The sequence below is a fragment of the Paenibacillus suaedae genome (genome assembly GCF_032337355.1).
Lineage (GTDB): Bacteria > Bacillota > Bacilli > Paenibacillales > Paenibacillaceae > Paenibacillus_B > Paenibacillus_B suaedae.
The window spans coordinates 1,779,595-1,795,121 of the sequence record NZ_JAVYAA010000001.1 but is presented as its reverse complement, the minus strand read 5'-3'; the positions used below and the strand labels follow the sequence as shown (position 1 = coordinate 1,795,121).

Sequence of the window (15,527 nt, the reverse complement as noted above, 5' to 3'; positions counted from 1 at the left end):
TGAAGTGGGCAACAATGAAGCAAAAAGGTCGAGTATGGGTACAAATGTAACCCATAGCTCGACCTTTTTCAAATCTAGAGTCGTCTCACAAGTAGTAAAAACCTACTTATGGGACAGCCCCATAAGATTATCGAATTATTAGGTATTAAGGTCATTCTGTATTACCGTATACGCAAAACATCTCAGTGGTAAGGATTTCATCTTCGTTCTGATTGACGGACTAAGCTTCCAGGATTCACACCATATTTGCGGCGGAAAGCTTCCGAGAAATAACTGGCATTCGAGTAACCCACTTCATAAGCGGTTTCCGTTACATTCAGCTTGCCCTGCTGCAGCAGAAACAGTGCTCTCTCTAACCGCTTCTCTCGTAAATAGCCGAATACAGTTGCTCCGTACATTTCTTTAAAGCTCTTTTTCAGCTTGAAATCATTCAAGCCCACCATGCGAGACAACTCCAGCAATGAGGGCGGATCTGACATTTGCTGCACCATAATTTCTCTCGCCTGCTTAACCTTCTGCATATCCGTTCTACTCATCTTCTTCGTATGAGATGTTCTGGGATTCGAGAAGAACAGTTGGAAGGCTTCCTCTAATAACTCCATAGCACGGCATTCCAATTCAATATTTCGAGTACTGGACATCAAGGATGCTTCAAGCAGCTGATGCAAACGTAAGGTTGCATCAGGCGTAATTCGTTCATATTCACACCCATAATCTTGGCTGCCAAGTAGCTGCGAGAAATCCACCCTTCTCGTCCCATCACCTTCCTCCATAAAGTGATGAAAAGTGTGAATCGGAATACCAATACTGACCATATGGTACGTCGTATTGCCAGTAAACTCAAACCTCGCATCTGCTTGTTTAATCAATTGCAGGGAGCATATTCCTGGGATGATTTCATTTCGCTCACCAGCTATGCTCACTTCCCTAGTCCCCTGCAAGCAATACTGCAGTTCAACCATCGCTGCCTCCGTTTGCAGCGATATGGTTCGCTCACGGTTCATCGTATAATTCGAGACAATAACTTCAATATCGGTACGCGGAATAAATCTTCGAATCGTTCCCTCACCTATGTGTGAAGGGAGCAGTAATTGTTCGTTGCGGTTCGAATCCATCCGCTTTATTTCAAGTCCGTCAAAAAATCGATTGAAATTATGATGAAAGTCGATTTGGCTCATCCCTGTACGATCTCCATGTTAAGATGTAATCATCTACTCAACAACAAACACCTAAGCCTTGTAAACGGCCGCTTCCAAAGTTCGCTGAAGCATTCCCGTATCCAAATGCTCACCGATAACGACAAGCACATCCTTCACCTCGCCTTGAGGCGCTATCGGAATAAATTCAGATTGACGATATGCAAATTGGAACATATAACGCTTCGTCGCATCAGTAAAGCTTACAATCCCTTTAGCACGATACACATTTGAAGGCAGCGTGGACAGCCAATTTTCAAATCGCTCACTGTCCATCGGCTCAGACAATGGATGCGTCCACGCTGTGACGAAATCATGAGCATGTGAATGAGAATGATGGTGTGAATCCTTCTTCGCATGCTCCACATGGAGATGATCACGACCATGCTGCGCATGTGTATTATTCGTATTTTCGCTGGATTGTACATCATCTTCAACAAGCAATAACGATCCTCCCGCATGTTCACAGCTCTGAATCCACAGCTCTCGTTCGACGACGGCATGATCAGTAATGACATGGCTAGCGTGTGCATTCCATTGCTTCACATGCTGCTGTACTTTATCGAGCTGTTCAGCTGTTGCCAAATCAGATTTATTTAATAGGATTGTGTTTGCTGCTCGTACCTGTTCTTCCAGCAATCGCATCATCTTGCGGTTCGCTTTCTGGATGGCAGTCTCATCATCTAGCAGGTCTCCCAGATGTTTGGCATCGACAACCGTGACGATGTTAGTCAACACAATATCTGAATACAGAGAAACCTCGGTAATAGACTCGACCAGTTCCATCGGCTCTGCTATTCCCGTACATTCTACATAGATGACATCCGGCTGTTCTTCCTGTACAAGCTCATACAGCTTGGTGCTGAAGTCGCCGCGGAACGAACAGCATATGCAGCCACCGAGCATTTCCTTCATCGCCACTTCAGGCGGCAACTGCTGACCGTCCAAATTCACTTCACCAACTTCATTCATAATGATAGCAGGTGTTAGATTCTCTTCCGTGCTCCACTGCAGCCACTGCTTCAACAATGTCGTCTTACCCGTACCTAAAAAGCCAGATAATATAATAACCGGTATAGCCCGGTCTCGATTTTGCTTTTGTTGTGATGTTCGCATTGACAATAACCCCGTTTCCCTAATCATGCTTGCTCTCTCATCATACCCTCATGCTCTATGCGAAGCAACCATGCCACTTACGGGATCTATCCACATCCGATATGATGGAAATAATAACTGCTGAGATCTTTCAAAACACACTTGATATTATGTATATTCTTACATATAATGGGGATTGTATCATTTGCATTCTTGCTATGGTTACAAGTTGAATGAAGTAGAAACGACAGAAGGGGTACATTGAAAGAAAGAGGAGGTGTTAGGGTTGCTGAATACATTGTCATACGGATTGCTAGGCCTTCTAGCTAGCGATTCCTGTTCTGGTTATGATCTTATGCTCCGTATCCAGCCGTTTTGGCCAGCGAAGCACAGCCAGATCTATCCGTTATTGGCAAAGCTCGAACGAGAGGGCTTGGTTCAATTTGTGCGAATTGAACAGCGGGACAAACCCGACAAGAAGGTCTACTCCATTACTGAACAAGGGAAGTCTGTTGTATTGGATTGGCTGGGCGAACCTCCTGCGGAGCAAATGACACGTGATGAGCTCAGCTTAAAAACAAAGTGCATTTGGATGACCGAGAAAGAAATCACGATTCCATTATTCCTAACCCGAATGAAACAACTGGAGACCAAAACGGCTTATTTTGAGAAATTGCTTGATCGCATCTCTGAGGAAGATCGCCATATTCGATCCAAGCATTTCGGCGACTATATCCTGCTTCATCGTGCAATTTCTCTTGCTGCCGCCCAAATTGAATGGTGCCGCTGGGTTGTTCAAATGTTAGAACAAGAGGATTCTGATTCATAAACATCTGGTTCCCGTCCGTATCTTGGTATCTACAGACGGGATCCTTATTTTCCTGATCGTGTCGACTTTCTATTGGTGGTTCTAGCCTTGAATGCTTGCTGCCTCGCTTCGATGACGTCTGTCCGATCGCGCAGCAGGTGCTTGTCTCTAACCGCTGCAATTGATTGACTGCCATTCATACACCAAGTCCATCCCTTATCCGCACAAGATTGGATACATAATTCAAGCAGATATTGATCTTCTATTGGAAAGTTCCACTCCGAGTATGTGGAAGCTGCGTTTGTCATCTTGTTCTCATCTGTGAGTAATGCTACCCGTGCCTTCAATTCATGCTTCAGGGTCTCACCATTAATTCCAAGCGCCCCCCAGTCGATCGCTTCAGCATGTCCAAGTGCACTTGATAACATTTTCAATGTCCCTGCCACATTACCTCGGCGCTCGTGATAGAGGCCTACAGCAATTTGTACAAGTGCAAGCCACTGACGTTTCCGTTCCGCAGAGGGCTCTTCCTTCCAATACTCTTCCATAATTTCATGACATTCGAACCAGTCTCTTGGCCCATGGAAATGTGCCAAATATTCAATATACGCTTTTGGATATCGCATCGTGTTCCTCCTACTATAAAAACAGTTCTCGTTGCAATGAACTTAATTTCGTTTATTGTATCAATTTCAATATTTATTTGAAACCTCTTTTTACTCGAACACGTATTATTACTTGTCAACAAATATTACATCAATAGGGAGGCAATTCATGCGTAATAAATGGATCATGGTCGTTATGGCATTCTTCCTTATCTTCGCGGTAACAACACCGACGGTGATAGACGTGGCTGATGCCAAGCGCGGAGGTTCATTCCGCTCAGGAGTTCAGAAGTACAAGCCAGCTCCAAACAAGTCTACGAATCAGGTGAATCGTACCGACAACACCAATAAGAGCAATACATCAAGCACAGCACCGACACAGCAACGTGGATTTTTCAGTGGCGGCGGCCTAATGAAAGGCTTAATGATTGGTGGATTAGCTGGAATGTTGTTCGGCAGCATGTTCGGCAATCTTGGATTCCTGGGAGACATCCTTGGGCTTATGATCAACGTAATGGCAATATTCCTTCTCATCAGCCTTGTTATGATGGTAGTGAAGAGGTTCAGAAATAAACGCAACCCATCTACACCAGGTCCTGGGCGGTGGAATTAATGCAATTTCGTCTCTCTATGGACGAACTCATTAATGCTGTATGCCTTCACATGGCGATGCGCAAGCAGGTTCGACCCGAAGATGTAAATGTTGAGCTGTGCTGGGATGAAGAGCATGGATTCACAGCAGAAGTATGGGTGCATGATCGCTCCCAATACTTGATTGAGTCCAATCTGCTGGAAGCCATTGAACAGTACATGAGCAAGGAATACGGACAACGTGTATTCCGTCATCAGATTAAGCTTGACGTTGATGAGGAAATGTGGGCAGATATCGATACAAACCTATAATATAAGACGCGGCTATAAATAGAGCGGCAGCCCGTGAGTCATACGATGATGCATCGTTGGCCCAAGCGGCTGCCTTTTTTTCTTATCAAACTAAAGAGCAGGAAGGATATTCGACTCTCAGTTAATTCGAAATGATAGTGACTCCTCCACTTGCATAACCTGCAATCGAAATTGGCTCTGTCAATCCAGTAGTCGTAACGGAGAATACCAAAAGCAAGCGAGTTTGAGGTGGAACTACGATATTCAATCCCGACAGCAACCCATTTACGTGTTCACCTAACGTAATAACTCCCGTCAATGATGGCTGCAGATCTACTAACGTTCCTGCTATTGGTGTAAAGATATTATCTGGCACAGTGGATTGCCAGAGTTGAGCATGAATCGTTAACGTTTGATTAACCCCACCCAAGCAGTCTAAGCAGAGCCCTGAAGTAACACTAAAGTATGCAGCTATACATTTAATGGTTCCTCCACATGGAACTGTAAATGCAAGATTTAAAGGTATCCCAGGTCCTCCCGTAAGGTCTATCGTAGCTCCAAGTACCGATGGAGTTTGTGCGCTGTTGCCGAATCCAATGAGACCACCAATACCCGCTACTCCACAGAAACCAGTCGTTAGCAATATTGGTAAGAACGACGCAAATGGAATAATAGATGGTGCCGCTGGACCAGTTGCTCCGGTAACTCCTGCTCCGGTCGCACCAGTCACTCCTGTAGCTCCGGTAACCCCCGCTACTCCGGTGGCTCCAGTGGCTCCTGCAACACCTGTTGCTCCCGTCGGCCCAGTTGGTCCAGTCGGTCCCGTGGCTCCTGTGGCTCCTGTGGCTCCTGCTCCGGTTGCTCCTGTTGCACCTGTCGCTCCGATGGCGCCGGTTGCACCCGTTGCTCCCGTGGCTCCTGCTCCGGTTGCTCCGGTTGCTCCTGTTGCTCCTGTTGCTCCCGTTGCTCCGATGGCGCCGGTCGCTCCGGTGGCTCCTGTCGCACCTGTTGCTCCCGTGGCTCCTGCTCCGGTTGCTCCTGTTGCTCCCGTTGCTCCGATGGCGCCGGTCGCTCCGGTTGCTCCTGTCGCTCCTGTCGCTCCTGTTGCTCCCGTTGCTCCTGCTCCGGTTGCTCCTGTTGCTCCCGTTGCTCCTGTCGCTCCCGTTGCGCCTGTCGCTCCGGTTGCTCCAGTGGCTCCTGCTCCGGTTGCTCCTGTTGCTCCCGTTGCTCCGATGGCGCCGGTCGCTCCGGTTACTCCGGTTGCACCCGTTGCTCCCGTGGCTCCTGCTCCGGTTACTCCGGTTGCACCCGTTGCTCCGATGGCGCCGGTCGCTCCGGTGGCTCCTGTCGCACCCGTTGCTCCCGTGGCTCCTGCTCCGGTTGCTCCTGTTGCACCCGTTGCTCCGATGGCGCCGGTCGCTCCGGTTGCTCCTGTCGCACCTGTTGCTCCCGTGGCTCCTGCTCCTGTTGCACCCGTTGCTCCGGTTGCTCCTGTCGCTCCCGTTGCTCCTGTCGCTCCTGTTGCTCCCGTGGCTCCTGCTCCGGTTGCTCCTGTTGGACCCGTTGCTCCGGTTGCTCCTGTCGCTCCCGTTGCTCCTGTCGCTCCTGTTGCTCCCGTGGCTCCCGTAGCTCCTGTGGCTCCTACTCCCGGGCCAGTTGGACCAGTAATACCCTGTGCACCTGTCGAGCCCGTTGCTCCTGTCGCTCCCGTTGCTCCCGAACCTGTGGCGCCAGTCGCTCCAGTTGCTCCTGTCGCACCTGTTACACCGGTCGAGCCCGTCGCACCTGTGGCTCCCGCCCCGGTTGCTCCTGTTGCCCCGGTTGCTCCCGTTGCACCTGTTGTCCCAGCTTCACCCGTTGCACCTGTTGCTCCTGTGGCTCCGGTAGCACCTGTTGCTCCTGTTGCGGAAACAACAGGCGCTGCCAGAACCGTTTCCAGCTTTGTTTGAAGCAGCATTTCTTTTTTCGTCACATCACGAAGTGTGTCACGCACACTTTGATTGACTAATAATACATCGCTCAAAGTCGCCGGAGGAGATGTAACTCCTGGCAGCGTACCAAGCGCAAACTGTATTTTTTCACCTTCTGCATTAAGGATATGACTTAACCCAAGCTCTTCTAAAGCAATAGAGGACAGTAATAAATTGATTGCATCATCCCTAGTTACCGTAATAATGGGTGTAATATTAGGTATGTTAGCTTGCGACAACAATATCCCTCCCTATCCTATAATGTAAACTCTGGATACCATATACATATATGTGATTACAGGATAAGGGGTTCTCGTCACATCTGTAACCAAATACCTATTTCAACGATGATTCCATCCTTAATATCTTGGGTGAACATAACTTCCATATTTATAAGTCAATCTCTTGAAGCCTTTATTGCGCATCCATGCATCAATTCGTTTTTCAAATAGTTCTCCACCATATACCGGATATCGCTGCGACGCAGGATGTATCTCATGATAAGACGCAAACTTGAAATCTTGTGCATTTACTAGATAACATTGATCTGAGAATCCATATCCGATATAGAAGAACTCTTCTTCGCTCTCTGCTTCGAACCTCGCTTCATCATATCTACCATTCCATACCGGATTAGCTACCTTGATACTCCGATCGGACTCCATGCGGTTGATAGCCTCATCAATCCAAGAGAAGGAGGATTCTAGTATGGAGTCCCCGGAGAAATGGAGCAAATAAGGCGTATGGCATCGGTATATACTTACCAGCTCCGAAATAGAATAATAGTAGCCTCCCGCAAAAGATTCCTTCTCAATCTGGAAATACTGCAGTGCCTCGTCGGCCCAATGTTCAACAACTGCATATTCGGTGATTACTCCTGAATCCACTAATTTCTGTGCATAGAAGGAAACTTCTTCGACATCATTTACATTATTAATATAGAGAATCACTTCAGAGAAGGAGTACTCATTTAGTGCCACTGCCCTTTGCAATCGATCCGTCGTGAGCAGGGCCTTCCAATCCTTTTCGTAACATTTCGTTTCGAAGGTAACTTGATGCTTCATATCCATCCATAGCCTCCATGCATTTCGAAAATATTCAAGTATAGAAAGAAGGTATCCTTGTGACTGAATGGAAATTCCATCGTAAAAGCTTCGAGTATGATCATGTTGCACCACATGTGCTAACCTATTCCGCTTGGACAGGTCATCGTGAATTCGCATATGATCTGGTATCATTTGCGAAGCCTCAATTAATCGTTGAGCTTGGCACGCATTGGGGAGCTTCCTTCTTCAGCTTCTGCGAAGCTGTTAGGGACAATGATTTGTCTGCGAAGTGCTATGCAGTGGACACATGGGTAGGCGACTCCCATTCTGGTGCCTATAATGAGGACGTGTATCAAGAAGTGGGACAGATTGCAGCATCCTTATATCCGAATGTTGCCACGTTATTACAGTCCACATTCGATGATGCGCTTCAGCACTTCGAGGATGGCTCCATTCATCTTCTTCATATTGACGGATTCCATGAGTATGAGGCTGTACACCATGACTACCATACTTGGCTGCCTAAGCTAGCTGATAACGGAATCGTATTGTTCCATGATATCTCCGTCCGACTTTATGGATTTGGCGTGTGGCAACTATGGGACGAATTAATCACTCAGCACCCTTCTTTCCAATTTGAGCATTCCAGCGGATTGGGCGTGTTGTTCCCTAAAGGAGATGCCGCTTACTCAGAAATACATCCTCTCATTTCGCATCAACTTCAACAAATGTATGCACACCCTAATCAATAGACTCACAGCCAAGTTTCCTACTGTTTGTGGTACCAGTCCCAAGGCTTAGGCATCCAATCATACGTGTATAGTACTTCCGGAATTCGATGTTGAAGCTGAATATCAGCAGCGCATCTGCCGCCCCATTCATCATCTTCCCCATAGCTAATATCTTGGAACTGATGTACAAGTGCAATTCGTTTGGCATAACACATGAGATGATTTGGTTTGCGATAATAATACTGCGTGTCTTGCCCATGCTGATATTCAACACCGTATTTGCACAGTTTATCGGAAATGCCGTTCAGCTTCACCTGTACGTCGAACACAATACAATCGGCACGAGGTTCTTTCTCGATCGCCTCCAGCAAAGCATCCACATAATGAGGACTGATTTGATCATCGTCATCAATAAAGGCAACAAACCGTCCTTGAGCCTGTTTGAGCAATTGGTTTCGTTTATCGCCAATTGTTCTTTTTTTATTGTCAATGAGGACTAGTATTTCCACAGGTTTACCAAACGCTTGTTGATGAAGGTCAGCTAATAATGAAGATAAAAAGGTGAATCGCTCCGGAACTGACGGAATAAGCAGAGATAGCCCACAATTCTGAGATCCGCTCTTGTCCAGCATCTCAAAATAGGGGCCAAAATACACTTCATTAGTAATGACACTGGGGTGATCAGATGCATATAACGCAGCCTGTTGATGATGGTGGTAGGCTCGCTTGAGATCACCCAGCTTGTCATAGCATACACATAATTGCAGGTGAGGCAGCCATGTATGATTCGCAATTGCATCCGCTTGAGCGGATGAGAACGGCATCTGTAATGCTAATCCATACCAGCTAGCTGCTTCTGACCATTTCTCTTGTATGAAATATTGATATCCAATGCGGCAGCAACTATCAGCGCTCGGAGGCTCATATTGCAGTGTCCTCAGAATCGTTCTAATCACTTTGGCATCCATACCCAATTCCTTGTAGCCGTTTGCTAGGAGCCCGCACACGGAAATAGCTGTTTTCGCATCGACGTCCCCTTTGTCCAACAATAGTTCATAAATAATAACAGCTCGCTTCCACTCGCCATTCTCCATGAACGCCGCAGCATCTTTCAGTAGTATTGAGGAAATGTCTGATGCATGGTCATCCTCTAAATGCTCGTGAGTATCCAATGACATGCTCCTCCTTTAGAGCCATTAAGACTAGCTCGAAACATAGTTAGCATTACTCTCTATTATATGTTCCTCTTGATCATCGGTGTCTGGAATAGTCTCCTGAGTACTCCCCTTGAAATACAGGTATCCTTCGAACAAATTCGGCAAGATCTGACCCGTACGACGAAGCTCAGTCACATGTGCACGCGTAATCTCGCTTGTAATCTCATATTGCTGCATAGTCTGCTCAATCCCATATCGTCTCATAACCTTTTCTATAATGGATTCCAAGGTTATCGGCCTGTCTTGAATGATCTGATAGATAACATTCGATAACTCATTTATTCGCGACAAATGCTGGTTCGCCAAATCCATTATTTTCGATTTCCGGATGCATCCGCCATGATACAGCACATACGCTTCGGAACTTAACGATAACAACTTGCGAATGGATGTCTTGGCATCTGCAATATTTGTATAGTAAAGAAGCTTCTGCTTCGATAAAGTATGATACCCGAACAATGAATCACTGCAGTATACAACATCATCCGGTGTAATCACTCCAATCATGCCTGCACAATGTCCTGGCAGTGTAACAATTTGCAGCTGGATGGCACCTACTTGGAAAGATCCCTCCTCATATGGAATATAGTCAGTGATCAAATGATTGCGCTCATGATCCTCACTCTTAATGCTGTCGCCTCCACGAGAAGCATCTGATTCGTCGAGCATATGCTGCATGTACATCCCTGTTTGATGCGTGCTGTATATCTTGATGTTCGGATATTGATCCTTGAAATAATGGATTCCCCTACACTGCACTTCATGCCCATGCGTTGTAATAATTGCCGTTATTTTGCCGCCATACTCTTTGACAGCATGATCAACTTCTCTTGCCACGCTTGTACTCGCACCGCTATCAATGAGTAACGCACACTTGGTCTTTGGATCCATGTATACGCCAACGGCCCAGCGTCCAGATGCACAATAACTGGAGCCCGCAATTCGAATGAGATTCAATTTTGCCATCAAGCAATCTCCTTTCCACATCATTGTGATGAGGTAAGTTGCGTTTATTTTCTATAGTAAATTCTGCTTCCTATTTTTGATACAATCTTGTTTTGATTCGACATCATGTCCCCGTCCAACTGATGATGGGTAACAATGAGCGGCGCCACTGGCAGCTTTACTTTTACTGGTTTCGTCTGAGGCCGAGGCTTACGCACATCTTTGGACATAAACGGAGGACTTGATGGACGTCTCTTTTTCACAGCACCGCCAACCTTGACGGCATCTAACGCACTCGACACCTGATTCACAGTTTGAATCGGTTGAACGACTTCCTTCGACACCTGATTCACAGTTTGAATCGGTTGAACGACTTCCTTCGACACCTGATTCACAGTTTGAATCGGTTGAACGACTTCCTTCGGCACCTGATTCACAGTTTGAATCGGTTGAACGACTTCCTTCGACACCTGATTCACAGTTTGAATCGGTTGAACGATTTCCTTCGACACCTGATTCACAGTTTGAATCGGTTGAACGACTTCCTTCGGCACCTGATTCACAGTTTGAATCGGTTGAACGACTTCCTTCGACACCTGATTCACAGTTTGAATCGGTTGAACGACTTCCTTCACTTCCTTCGTTATCTGTTCCGGCTTTGCTTGTTTATAAGCTTGATTGAAAGATTTATAGTAGTCTTCCAGATACCGTAAGTGCTCTTGTAGCTGCTCGACAAGTAAGCGATTCGTTAGCATCCATCTACCGAGCAGAAATTGTGTGCGATGCACGGAGTCGAGCACTTCCTTGATCTGATCCTCTTCCAATTGTTCAGAATGTGTATCGATTACCGTCTGCTTATATACCTGCACCCTTCGATACGTACACAGGTGAAGCTCACGCAGCGTATCTACCATTGACAAGATTTGTATAACATGCAATTCTTTACTTTTCTGATCCCATCTCATATCCAACGCGTGGATGAGATGGAACACCGATAGCAGCATTTGAGACAAAGGTTGAAAGGTCTTAATCATCATCCACCTCGATCCATCTATTAATAATCGAATTCGTTTGAATCAGAATCCAGCTCTTCGCCTATATCATTCTGCTTTGTGATCGGGGCGCTGGTCTTGACAGCAGGATCTCTTGTTTGTGCTTGGAATTCCATATGTACGACCATATTCAGCTTCTTCAGCAGCAGCCACTCCGCCATTAGCATTGAATCCAGAATTTGTACAACAGAGGAGTTGTAATCCACAATTTCCTTAGGTGTCGGATGAGTTGGGAAGTTCTTATCCTTGCCAACGAACGCCTTTGCTTTTTCGGCCTCGGTAAGGAGCAGCTGTCCAAGGGCGCCTTCTTCCAGAGAGAGCGATTGCAGTAGATGCGCAACTGCCTCGTCAATTGATGGAATTTGATCATCATTTTTTTGAATGCTCATGTTCTCCCTCCTCTCTCTCCGGATATGGCGAAATGCTATTCTTCACAATCCTCAAAACATTCATGCTGCTTCTCAAAGCGAATCACATCTTCCAGCTTAAAGTGCAACAGAATCTGATTTTTCACAACGTTTCTCAGCATGCGATCAACACTTTCATTAATTTGAAGCGCTTCAGACAAGCATACATCCCGATCTCTAAGTATGGCCTGAATTTTTTCGCCTTCCGCATTGATAATATGAGACAATCCAATTTCTTCAAGAGCAATTGATGTTAGCAGCAGGTTCACAACTTCTTTTCGCTTCAGAATAATTTCCGGTTTTATATCCGGAACATTTGGCATGGACATGATACATATCCTCCTTATTGAGGTGCTACTCTCAGCCATTTACAGTTCAATTCCTCATATTTTTATGCCACAGACAAATACATCATGCTGAGTTTCGAGCTTTGTTTGTCCCTTGAACATCATCCTCTTGCAAAAATAAAGTACATTCTCCTGCAGATCATCCGCTCCACAGGAGAAATGTAAGCGCAACGAGGTGCTTGACAGTTTAGATGACTATACCTGCAGGTAGTTTACAATCCAGGGAAGCTGCTAAGTATATTGTCTAGCTTAAATTGAAGAAGCATTTCTTTCTTAATTACATCTTGCAATGTTTTTCTTACACTGTCGTCAATCGCCAGCAATTCCGCAACCGTTGCCGCTGGGGTGATGCCAGGTGCAAGTGTACCAACAACGAGTTGAATTTTCTCTGCCTCTGCATTCACGATGTGAGCAAGAGCCAGTTCTTCCAGAGCGATAGAAGCCAAAAGCAACGTTACGGTTTGGCCAAGGGTAATCGTAATAGTGGGAGTAATATTTGGAATATTAGCCTGTGACAAAACTGTTCACCTCTCTCTTTTCCTTTGCAAGCACCTCATTGCAACTTACGTTACTCATCCTATGTCAGAGGGTTTATCTCATATGCTAAATTCTGAACAATGCTTTTTAATCTGTTCTCACCCGAATATCAATTTCAGGCACTGCATACAGTTACTTATCTTATACGAAGCTGAAAAGGAGTGAATGGATTGCAATCTCCTACGTTGTCCATCTGCTTGATTGCGCGGGATGAAGAGGATGTCATCGCTCGCTGCCTGCAGAGCATCAGGCCTATCGCAGATGAAATTATTGTTGTGGATACAGGATCAACGGATCGTACAATCGAAATATGCCAGGAGTTCGGCGCAACCGTGCTTAGACATGAATGGCAGGATCATTTTTCATTGGCACGCAATTATGGATTAGAGCGGGCAACAGGTGACTGGATTATGTGGATGGATGCTGATGAGGAAATGGATGTGGATGATCGTCAAACAATGAAGAAGCTGCTTCCTTCCTTAGACAAGGATATCTACTCGATTCATTTAATTAATTTCATTGGAGCAACTGTTCAAGCGAATGAATCATTTCATATTGCGCATGCTCGCCTCTTTCGTAATCACAAGGGATTTAAGTTCCAGTTCAGTATCCACGAGACATTGAATGTTCATGAAGTGCTGCCAGATCAAGATGAATCGCAAATCGCTACATTGCCAGTCAAAGTGTACCATTACGGTTATTTGAATGATGTAACTTATGCCAAGAACAAAAGCGAGCGCAATATAACGTTATTGCTCAAAGCAATCGAAGCCAAAGAGCCAAATCCATGGCTGGAGTATCACTTAGCGAGTGAATATTCGCGTATGAAGAAATATGATTTTGCTTTTAAATACGTGAATTGGTCAATTGTTAGATTCCTATCCGAAGGACTTACGCCGCCATCGCTTGTGTATAAGCTGAAATATTCGATTCTACTGGAGACAGGAAGTATAGAGGGAGCTTGGCCAGCCATTGACAAGGTATTAGTGCTTTACCCCGATTATGTAGATCTTCATTTATACAAGGGTGTCATCCTGCATCAACTGGGCAAACACGAACAGGCACTCGAAACGTTCGACCATTGTATTGCATTAGGCGACAAACAGCTGAACCATTTAACCCTTCACGGCAGCGCTACCTTCCACGCCTATTATTATAAGGGACAATGTTATGAGCAATTAAATCAGCCACAAGATGCATGGTCAGCATATCGTTCAGCCCTGAACTTCTATCCTGAATATGAGCCTGCCAATCTTGCACTTCAACAGTTGCTCGTCTCTCATCCTGATTTGCACGAACAACCATCACCAATTTCTTAATTTATATAAAAAAAGCCTGAACCCTCCGTCAGTGTATCACTGGCAGTGAAGGTTCAGGCTTTTGACATTCAAGCTTTCAGACGAAGCTAGCAACTCGGATCTCACTCTTGATATGCTGCGTTGTATCGCCTTGTTTCGCATCATAATCCGTTAAACTAATCCCATTCAGATTCGGCACTTGGACATTGCGGCGAATCAATCTCAATCGTTCTGCCCTAGTCTCATGCAGGCCATCCCGCTTAGCCTCTCCCACCATCCACACCGCATTCACTTCAGGATTTAGGGAGCGTTTGAGTGCCCGAAGCTGCCTGCGTTCAGGTGCAGGAAGATATTCTGACGCATCGATCAGAAAAATATAATCCTGTGTGGCCTGTTCTGATCCTTGTTGTATGATGTATGCTTCACCTGCATCCATTTCTTCCGTTGTATCGATCCACCGAATGGTAACAGACGTCTCCAATTCAACGTCTTCCCGCTGTTCTCCGGTACAATTACATATGATAATTTCATTTGCCACTTCATGAATCGAAGCGATGCAAGCTTGCAACGGCTCAGTTCGTTCCCTCCATCGAATGCAGAAGGTAATGGTTGACTCTGCTTTGTACAACAGGTCGAATATATCAGCCCCCCACTTCCGGCGTGCTTGCTCCCGATTCGTATGCAGCAGCATCATCAAGCTTGACTGCTCGAGCTGATTCGTCGTCACATGGCCCACATGATGAATGAAGGAATCATTCGCAATGAGCATACGATAACCCGCATTCGCTGTTCGCAAGCATAGATCATCATCCTCATAATTTCCTAATCCGTAGCGTTCATCGAAGCCCCCTACCTCTTCGACAACACTTCGCTTCATCAGCATGCAAAATCCAACAAGTCGGCGAACTTCTGTCACCGTTCCAGCAAATTTATGTTCATGTTCCTTCGCAAAATTGTTCAAGTCCCATAAATCGGTATACGTTACCGGGATTTGTTGATGAGCACTCGAATAATTCGTAAACGGTCCGACCATGCCTACATCTTCACTGGAGTGAAGCACGCGCAGCATATTGCTCAACCAATTTGGCGTGACAATGGTGTCATTATTCAAATAAAGAATATGATCCCCTGTCGCAAGAGCTGCTCCTTGATTGCATCCTTTTGAGAATCCTGCATTCACCGCGTTTTCAATCAAGATTACATCCGACTGCAGTCTCAGATAGGGAAGCGTTAAGTCCGTCGAACCATTGTCAACGACAATTAACTCGTAAGGCTCCGTCGTATACTTACGAATGCTTTCTAGACATCGAATCGTATGAGCAAATTGATTCAACGTGAGTATCACAATACTGACCTTCAACACAATCCCCTCACTTCGCAATCACATACTT

Annotated in this window: 17 protein-coding genes; 5 read left to right on the top strand and 12 right to left on the bottom strand. The window is 45.8% G+C overall.

What is annotated here, in order from left to right; genetic code table 11:
* Window positions 1-197 precede the first annotated feature (197 nt).
* Both RQP50_RS08045 and RQP50_RS08040 read right to left on the bottom strand, forming a co-directional pair.
* Complete coding sequence (locus RQP50_RS08045) at window positions 198-1,178, bottom strand: AraC family transcriptional regulator (protein ID WP_315744493.1); 981 nt, start codon at window positions 1,176-1,178, stop codon at window positions 198-200.
* A 51-nt stretch (window positions 1,179-1,229) separates the two neighbouring features.
* Complete coding sequence (locus tag RQP50_RS08040) at window positions 1,230-2,312, bottom strand: CobW family GTP-binding protein (RefSeq protein WP_315744491.1); 1,083 nt, start codon at window positions 2,310-2,312, stop codon at window positions 1,230-1,232.
* Window positions 2,313-2,577: 265 nt separating this feature from the next.
* Here RQP50_RS08040 and RQP50_RS08035 point away from each other — a divergent pair, with 265 nt between their 5' ends.
* Window positions 2,578-3,120, top strand: a complete 543-nt coding sequence (locus RQP50_RS08035; RefSeq protein ID WP_021253953.1) for a PadR family transcriptional regulator — start codon at window positions 2,578-2,580, stop codon at window positions 3,118-3,120.
* A gap of 44 nt (window positions 3,121-3,164) precedes the next feature.
* On the opposite strand, the gene RQP50_RS08030 is transcribed toward RQP50_RS08035, so the two are convergent.
* A complete protein-coding gene (locus tag RQP50_RS08030; protein ID WP_315744487.1) occupies window positions 3,165-3,725 on the bottom strand; it encodes a DUF309 domain-containing protein in 561 nt (186 codons plus the stop codon).
* Between the two features lie 148 nt (window positions 3,726-3,873).
* Here RQP50_RS08030 and RQP50_RS08025 point away from each other — a divergent pair, with 148 nt between their 5' ends.
* Together RQP50_RS08025 and RQP50_RS08020 are read left to right on the top strand one after the other, a co-directional pair.
* A complete protein-coding gene (locus tag RQP50_RS08025; RefSeq protein ID WP_021253955.1) occupies window positions 3,874-4,317 on the top strand; it encodes an import inner membrane translocase subunit Tim44 in 444 nt (147 codons plus the stop codon).
* On the top strand, window positions 4,317-4,607 hold the full coding sequence (locus RQP50_RS08020) for a YxcD family protein (protein WP_065292994.1): 291 nt from the start codon (window positions 4,317-4,319) through the stop codon (window positions 4,605-4,607). Before RQP50_RS08025 ends, RQP50_RS08020 begins: the two co-directional genes overlap by 1 nt.
* A 121-nt stretch (window positions 4,608-4,728) precedes the next feature.
* Here RQP50_RS08020 and RQP50_RS08015 read toward each other — a convergent pair whose 3' ends face one another.
* Window positions 4,729-6,795, bottom strand: coding sequence for an exosporium glycoprotein BclB-related protein (locus RQP50_RS08015; protein ID WP_315744483.1), 2,067 nt, complete (start codon window positions 6,793-6,795; stop codon window positions 4,729-4,731).
* Window positions 6,796-6,915: 120 nt separating this feature from the next.
* Window positions 6,916-7,626, bottom strand: a complete 711-nt coding sequence (locus tag RQP50_RS08010) for a hypothetical protein (RefSeq protein WP_227774421.1) — start codon at window positions 7,624-7,626, stop codon at window positions 6,916-6,918.
* A gap of 53 nt (window positions 7,627-7,679) precedes the next feature.
* Between RQP50_RS08010 and RQP50_RS08005 the strand changes: the two genes are divergently transcribed.
* The gene (locus RQP50_RS08005; protein ID WP_072728041.1) at window positions 7,680-8,354 is read left to right on the top strand and encodes a class I SAM-dependent methyltransferase; all 675 of its coding nucleotides are present in this window, start codon (window positions 7,680-7,682) and stop codon (window positions 8,352-8,354) included.
* Window positions 8,355-8,371: 17 nt separating this feature from the next.
* On the opposite strand, the gene RQP50_RS08000 is transcribed toward RQP50_RS08005, so the two are convergent.
* The 6 genes from RQP50_RS08000 to RQP50_RS07975 form a co-directional block, all read right to left on the bottom strand.
* Window positions 8,372-9,505, bottom strand: coding sequence for a glycosyltransferase family A protein (locus RQP50_RS08000; RefSeq protein ID WP_227774419.1), 1,134 nt, complete (start codon window positions 9,503-9,505; stop codon window positions 8,372-8,374).
* Between the two features lie 30 nt (window positions 9,506-9,535).
* Window positions 9,536-10,516, bottom strand: coding sequence for an MBL fold metallo-hydrolase (locus RQP50_RS07995; protein ID WP_315744480.1), 981 nt, complete (start codon window positions 10,514-10,516; stop codon window positions 9,536-9,538).
* A 44-nt stretch (window positions 10,517-10,560) separates the two neighbouring features.
* Window positions 10,561-11,532 carry a methyl-accepting chemotaxis protein gene (locus tag RQP50_RS07990; protein WP_315744478.1) on the bottom strand — a complete coding sequence of 324 codons (972 nt, stop codon included), beginning with the start codon at window positions 11,530-11,532 and terminating at the stop codon, window positions 10,561-10,563.
* A 17-nt stretch (window positions 11,533-11,549) separates the two neighbouring features.
* The gene (locus RQP50_RS07985; RefSeq protein WP_072728036.1) at window positions 11,550-11,936 is read right to left on the bottom strand and encodes a hypothetical protein; all 387 of its coding nucleotides are present in this window, start codon (window positions 11,934-11,936) and stop codon (window positions 11,550-11,552) included.
* A 35-nt stretch (window positions 11,937-11,971) separates the two neighbouring features.
* Window positions 11,972-12,283: a hypothetical protein gene (locus tag RQP50_RS07980; protein ID WP_072728034.1), complete on the bottom strand. Its 312-nt coding sequence runs from the start codon at window positions 12,281-12,283 to the stop codon at window positions 11,972-11,974.
* Between the two features lie 230 nt (window positions 12,284-12,513).
* Entirely contained in the window at window positions 12,514-12,819 is a 306-nt protein-coding gene (locus tag RQP50_RS07975; RefSeq protein WP_021254600.1) for a hypothetical protein, read from the bottom strand.
* Window positions 12,820-13,008: 189 nt separating this feature from the next.
* Between RQP50_RS07975 and RQP50_RS07970 the strand changes: the two genes are divergently transcribed.
* Window positions 13,009-14,157: a glycosyltransferase family 2 protein gene (locus tag RQP50_RS07970; protein WP_315744475.1), complete on the top strand. Its 1,149-nt coding sequence runs from the start codon at window positions 13,009-13,011 to the stop codon at window positions 14,155-14,157.
* 76 nt (window positions 14,158-14,233) lie between these two features.
* On the opposite strand, the gene RQP50_RS07965 is transcribed toward RQP50_RS07970, so the two are convergent.
* On the bottom strand, window positions 14,234-15,496 hold the full coding sequence (locus RQP50_RS07965) for a glycosyltransferase family 2 protein (protein ID WP_315744473.1): 1,263 nt from the start codon (window positions 15,494-15,496) through the stop codon (window positions 14,234-14,236).
* Window positions 15,497-15,527 lie beyond the last annotated feature (31 nt).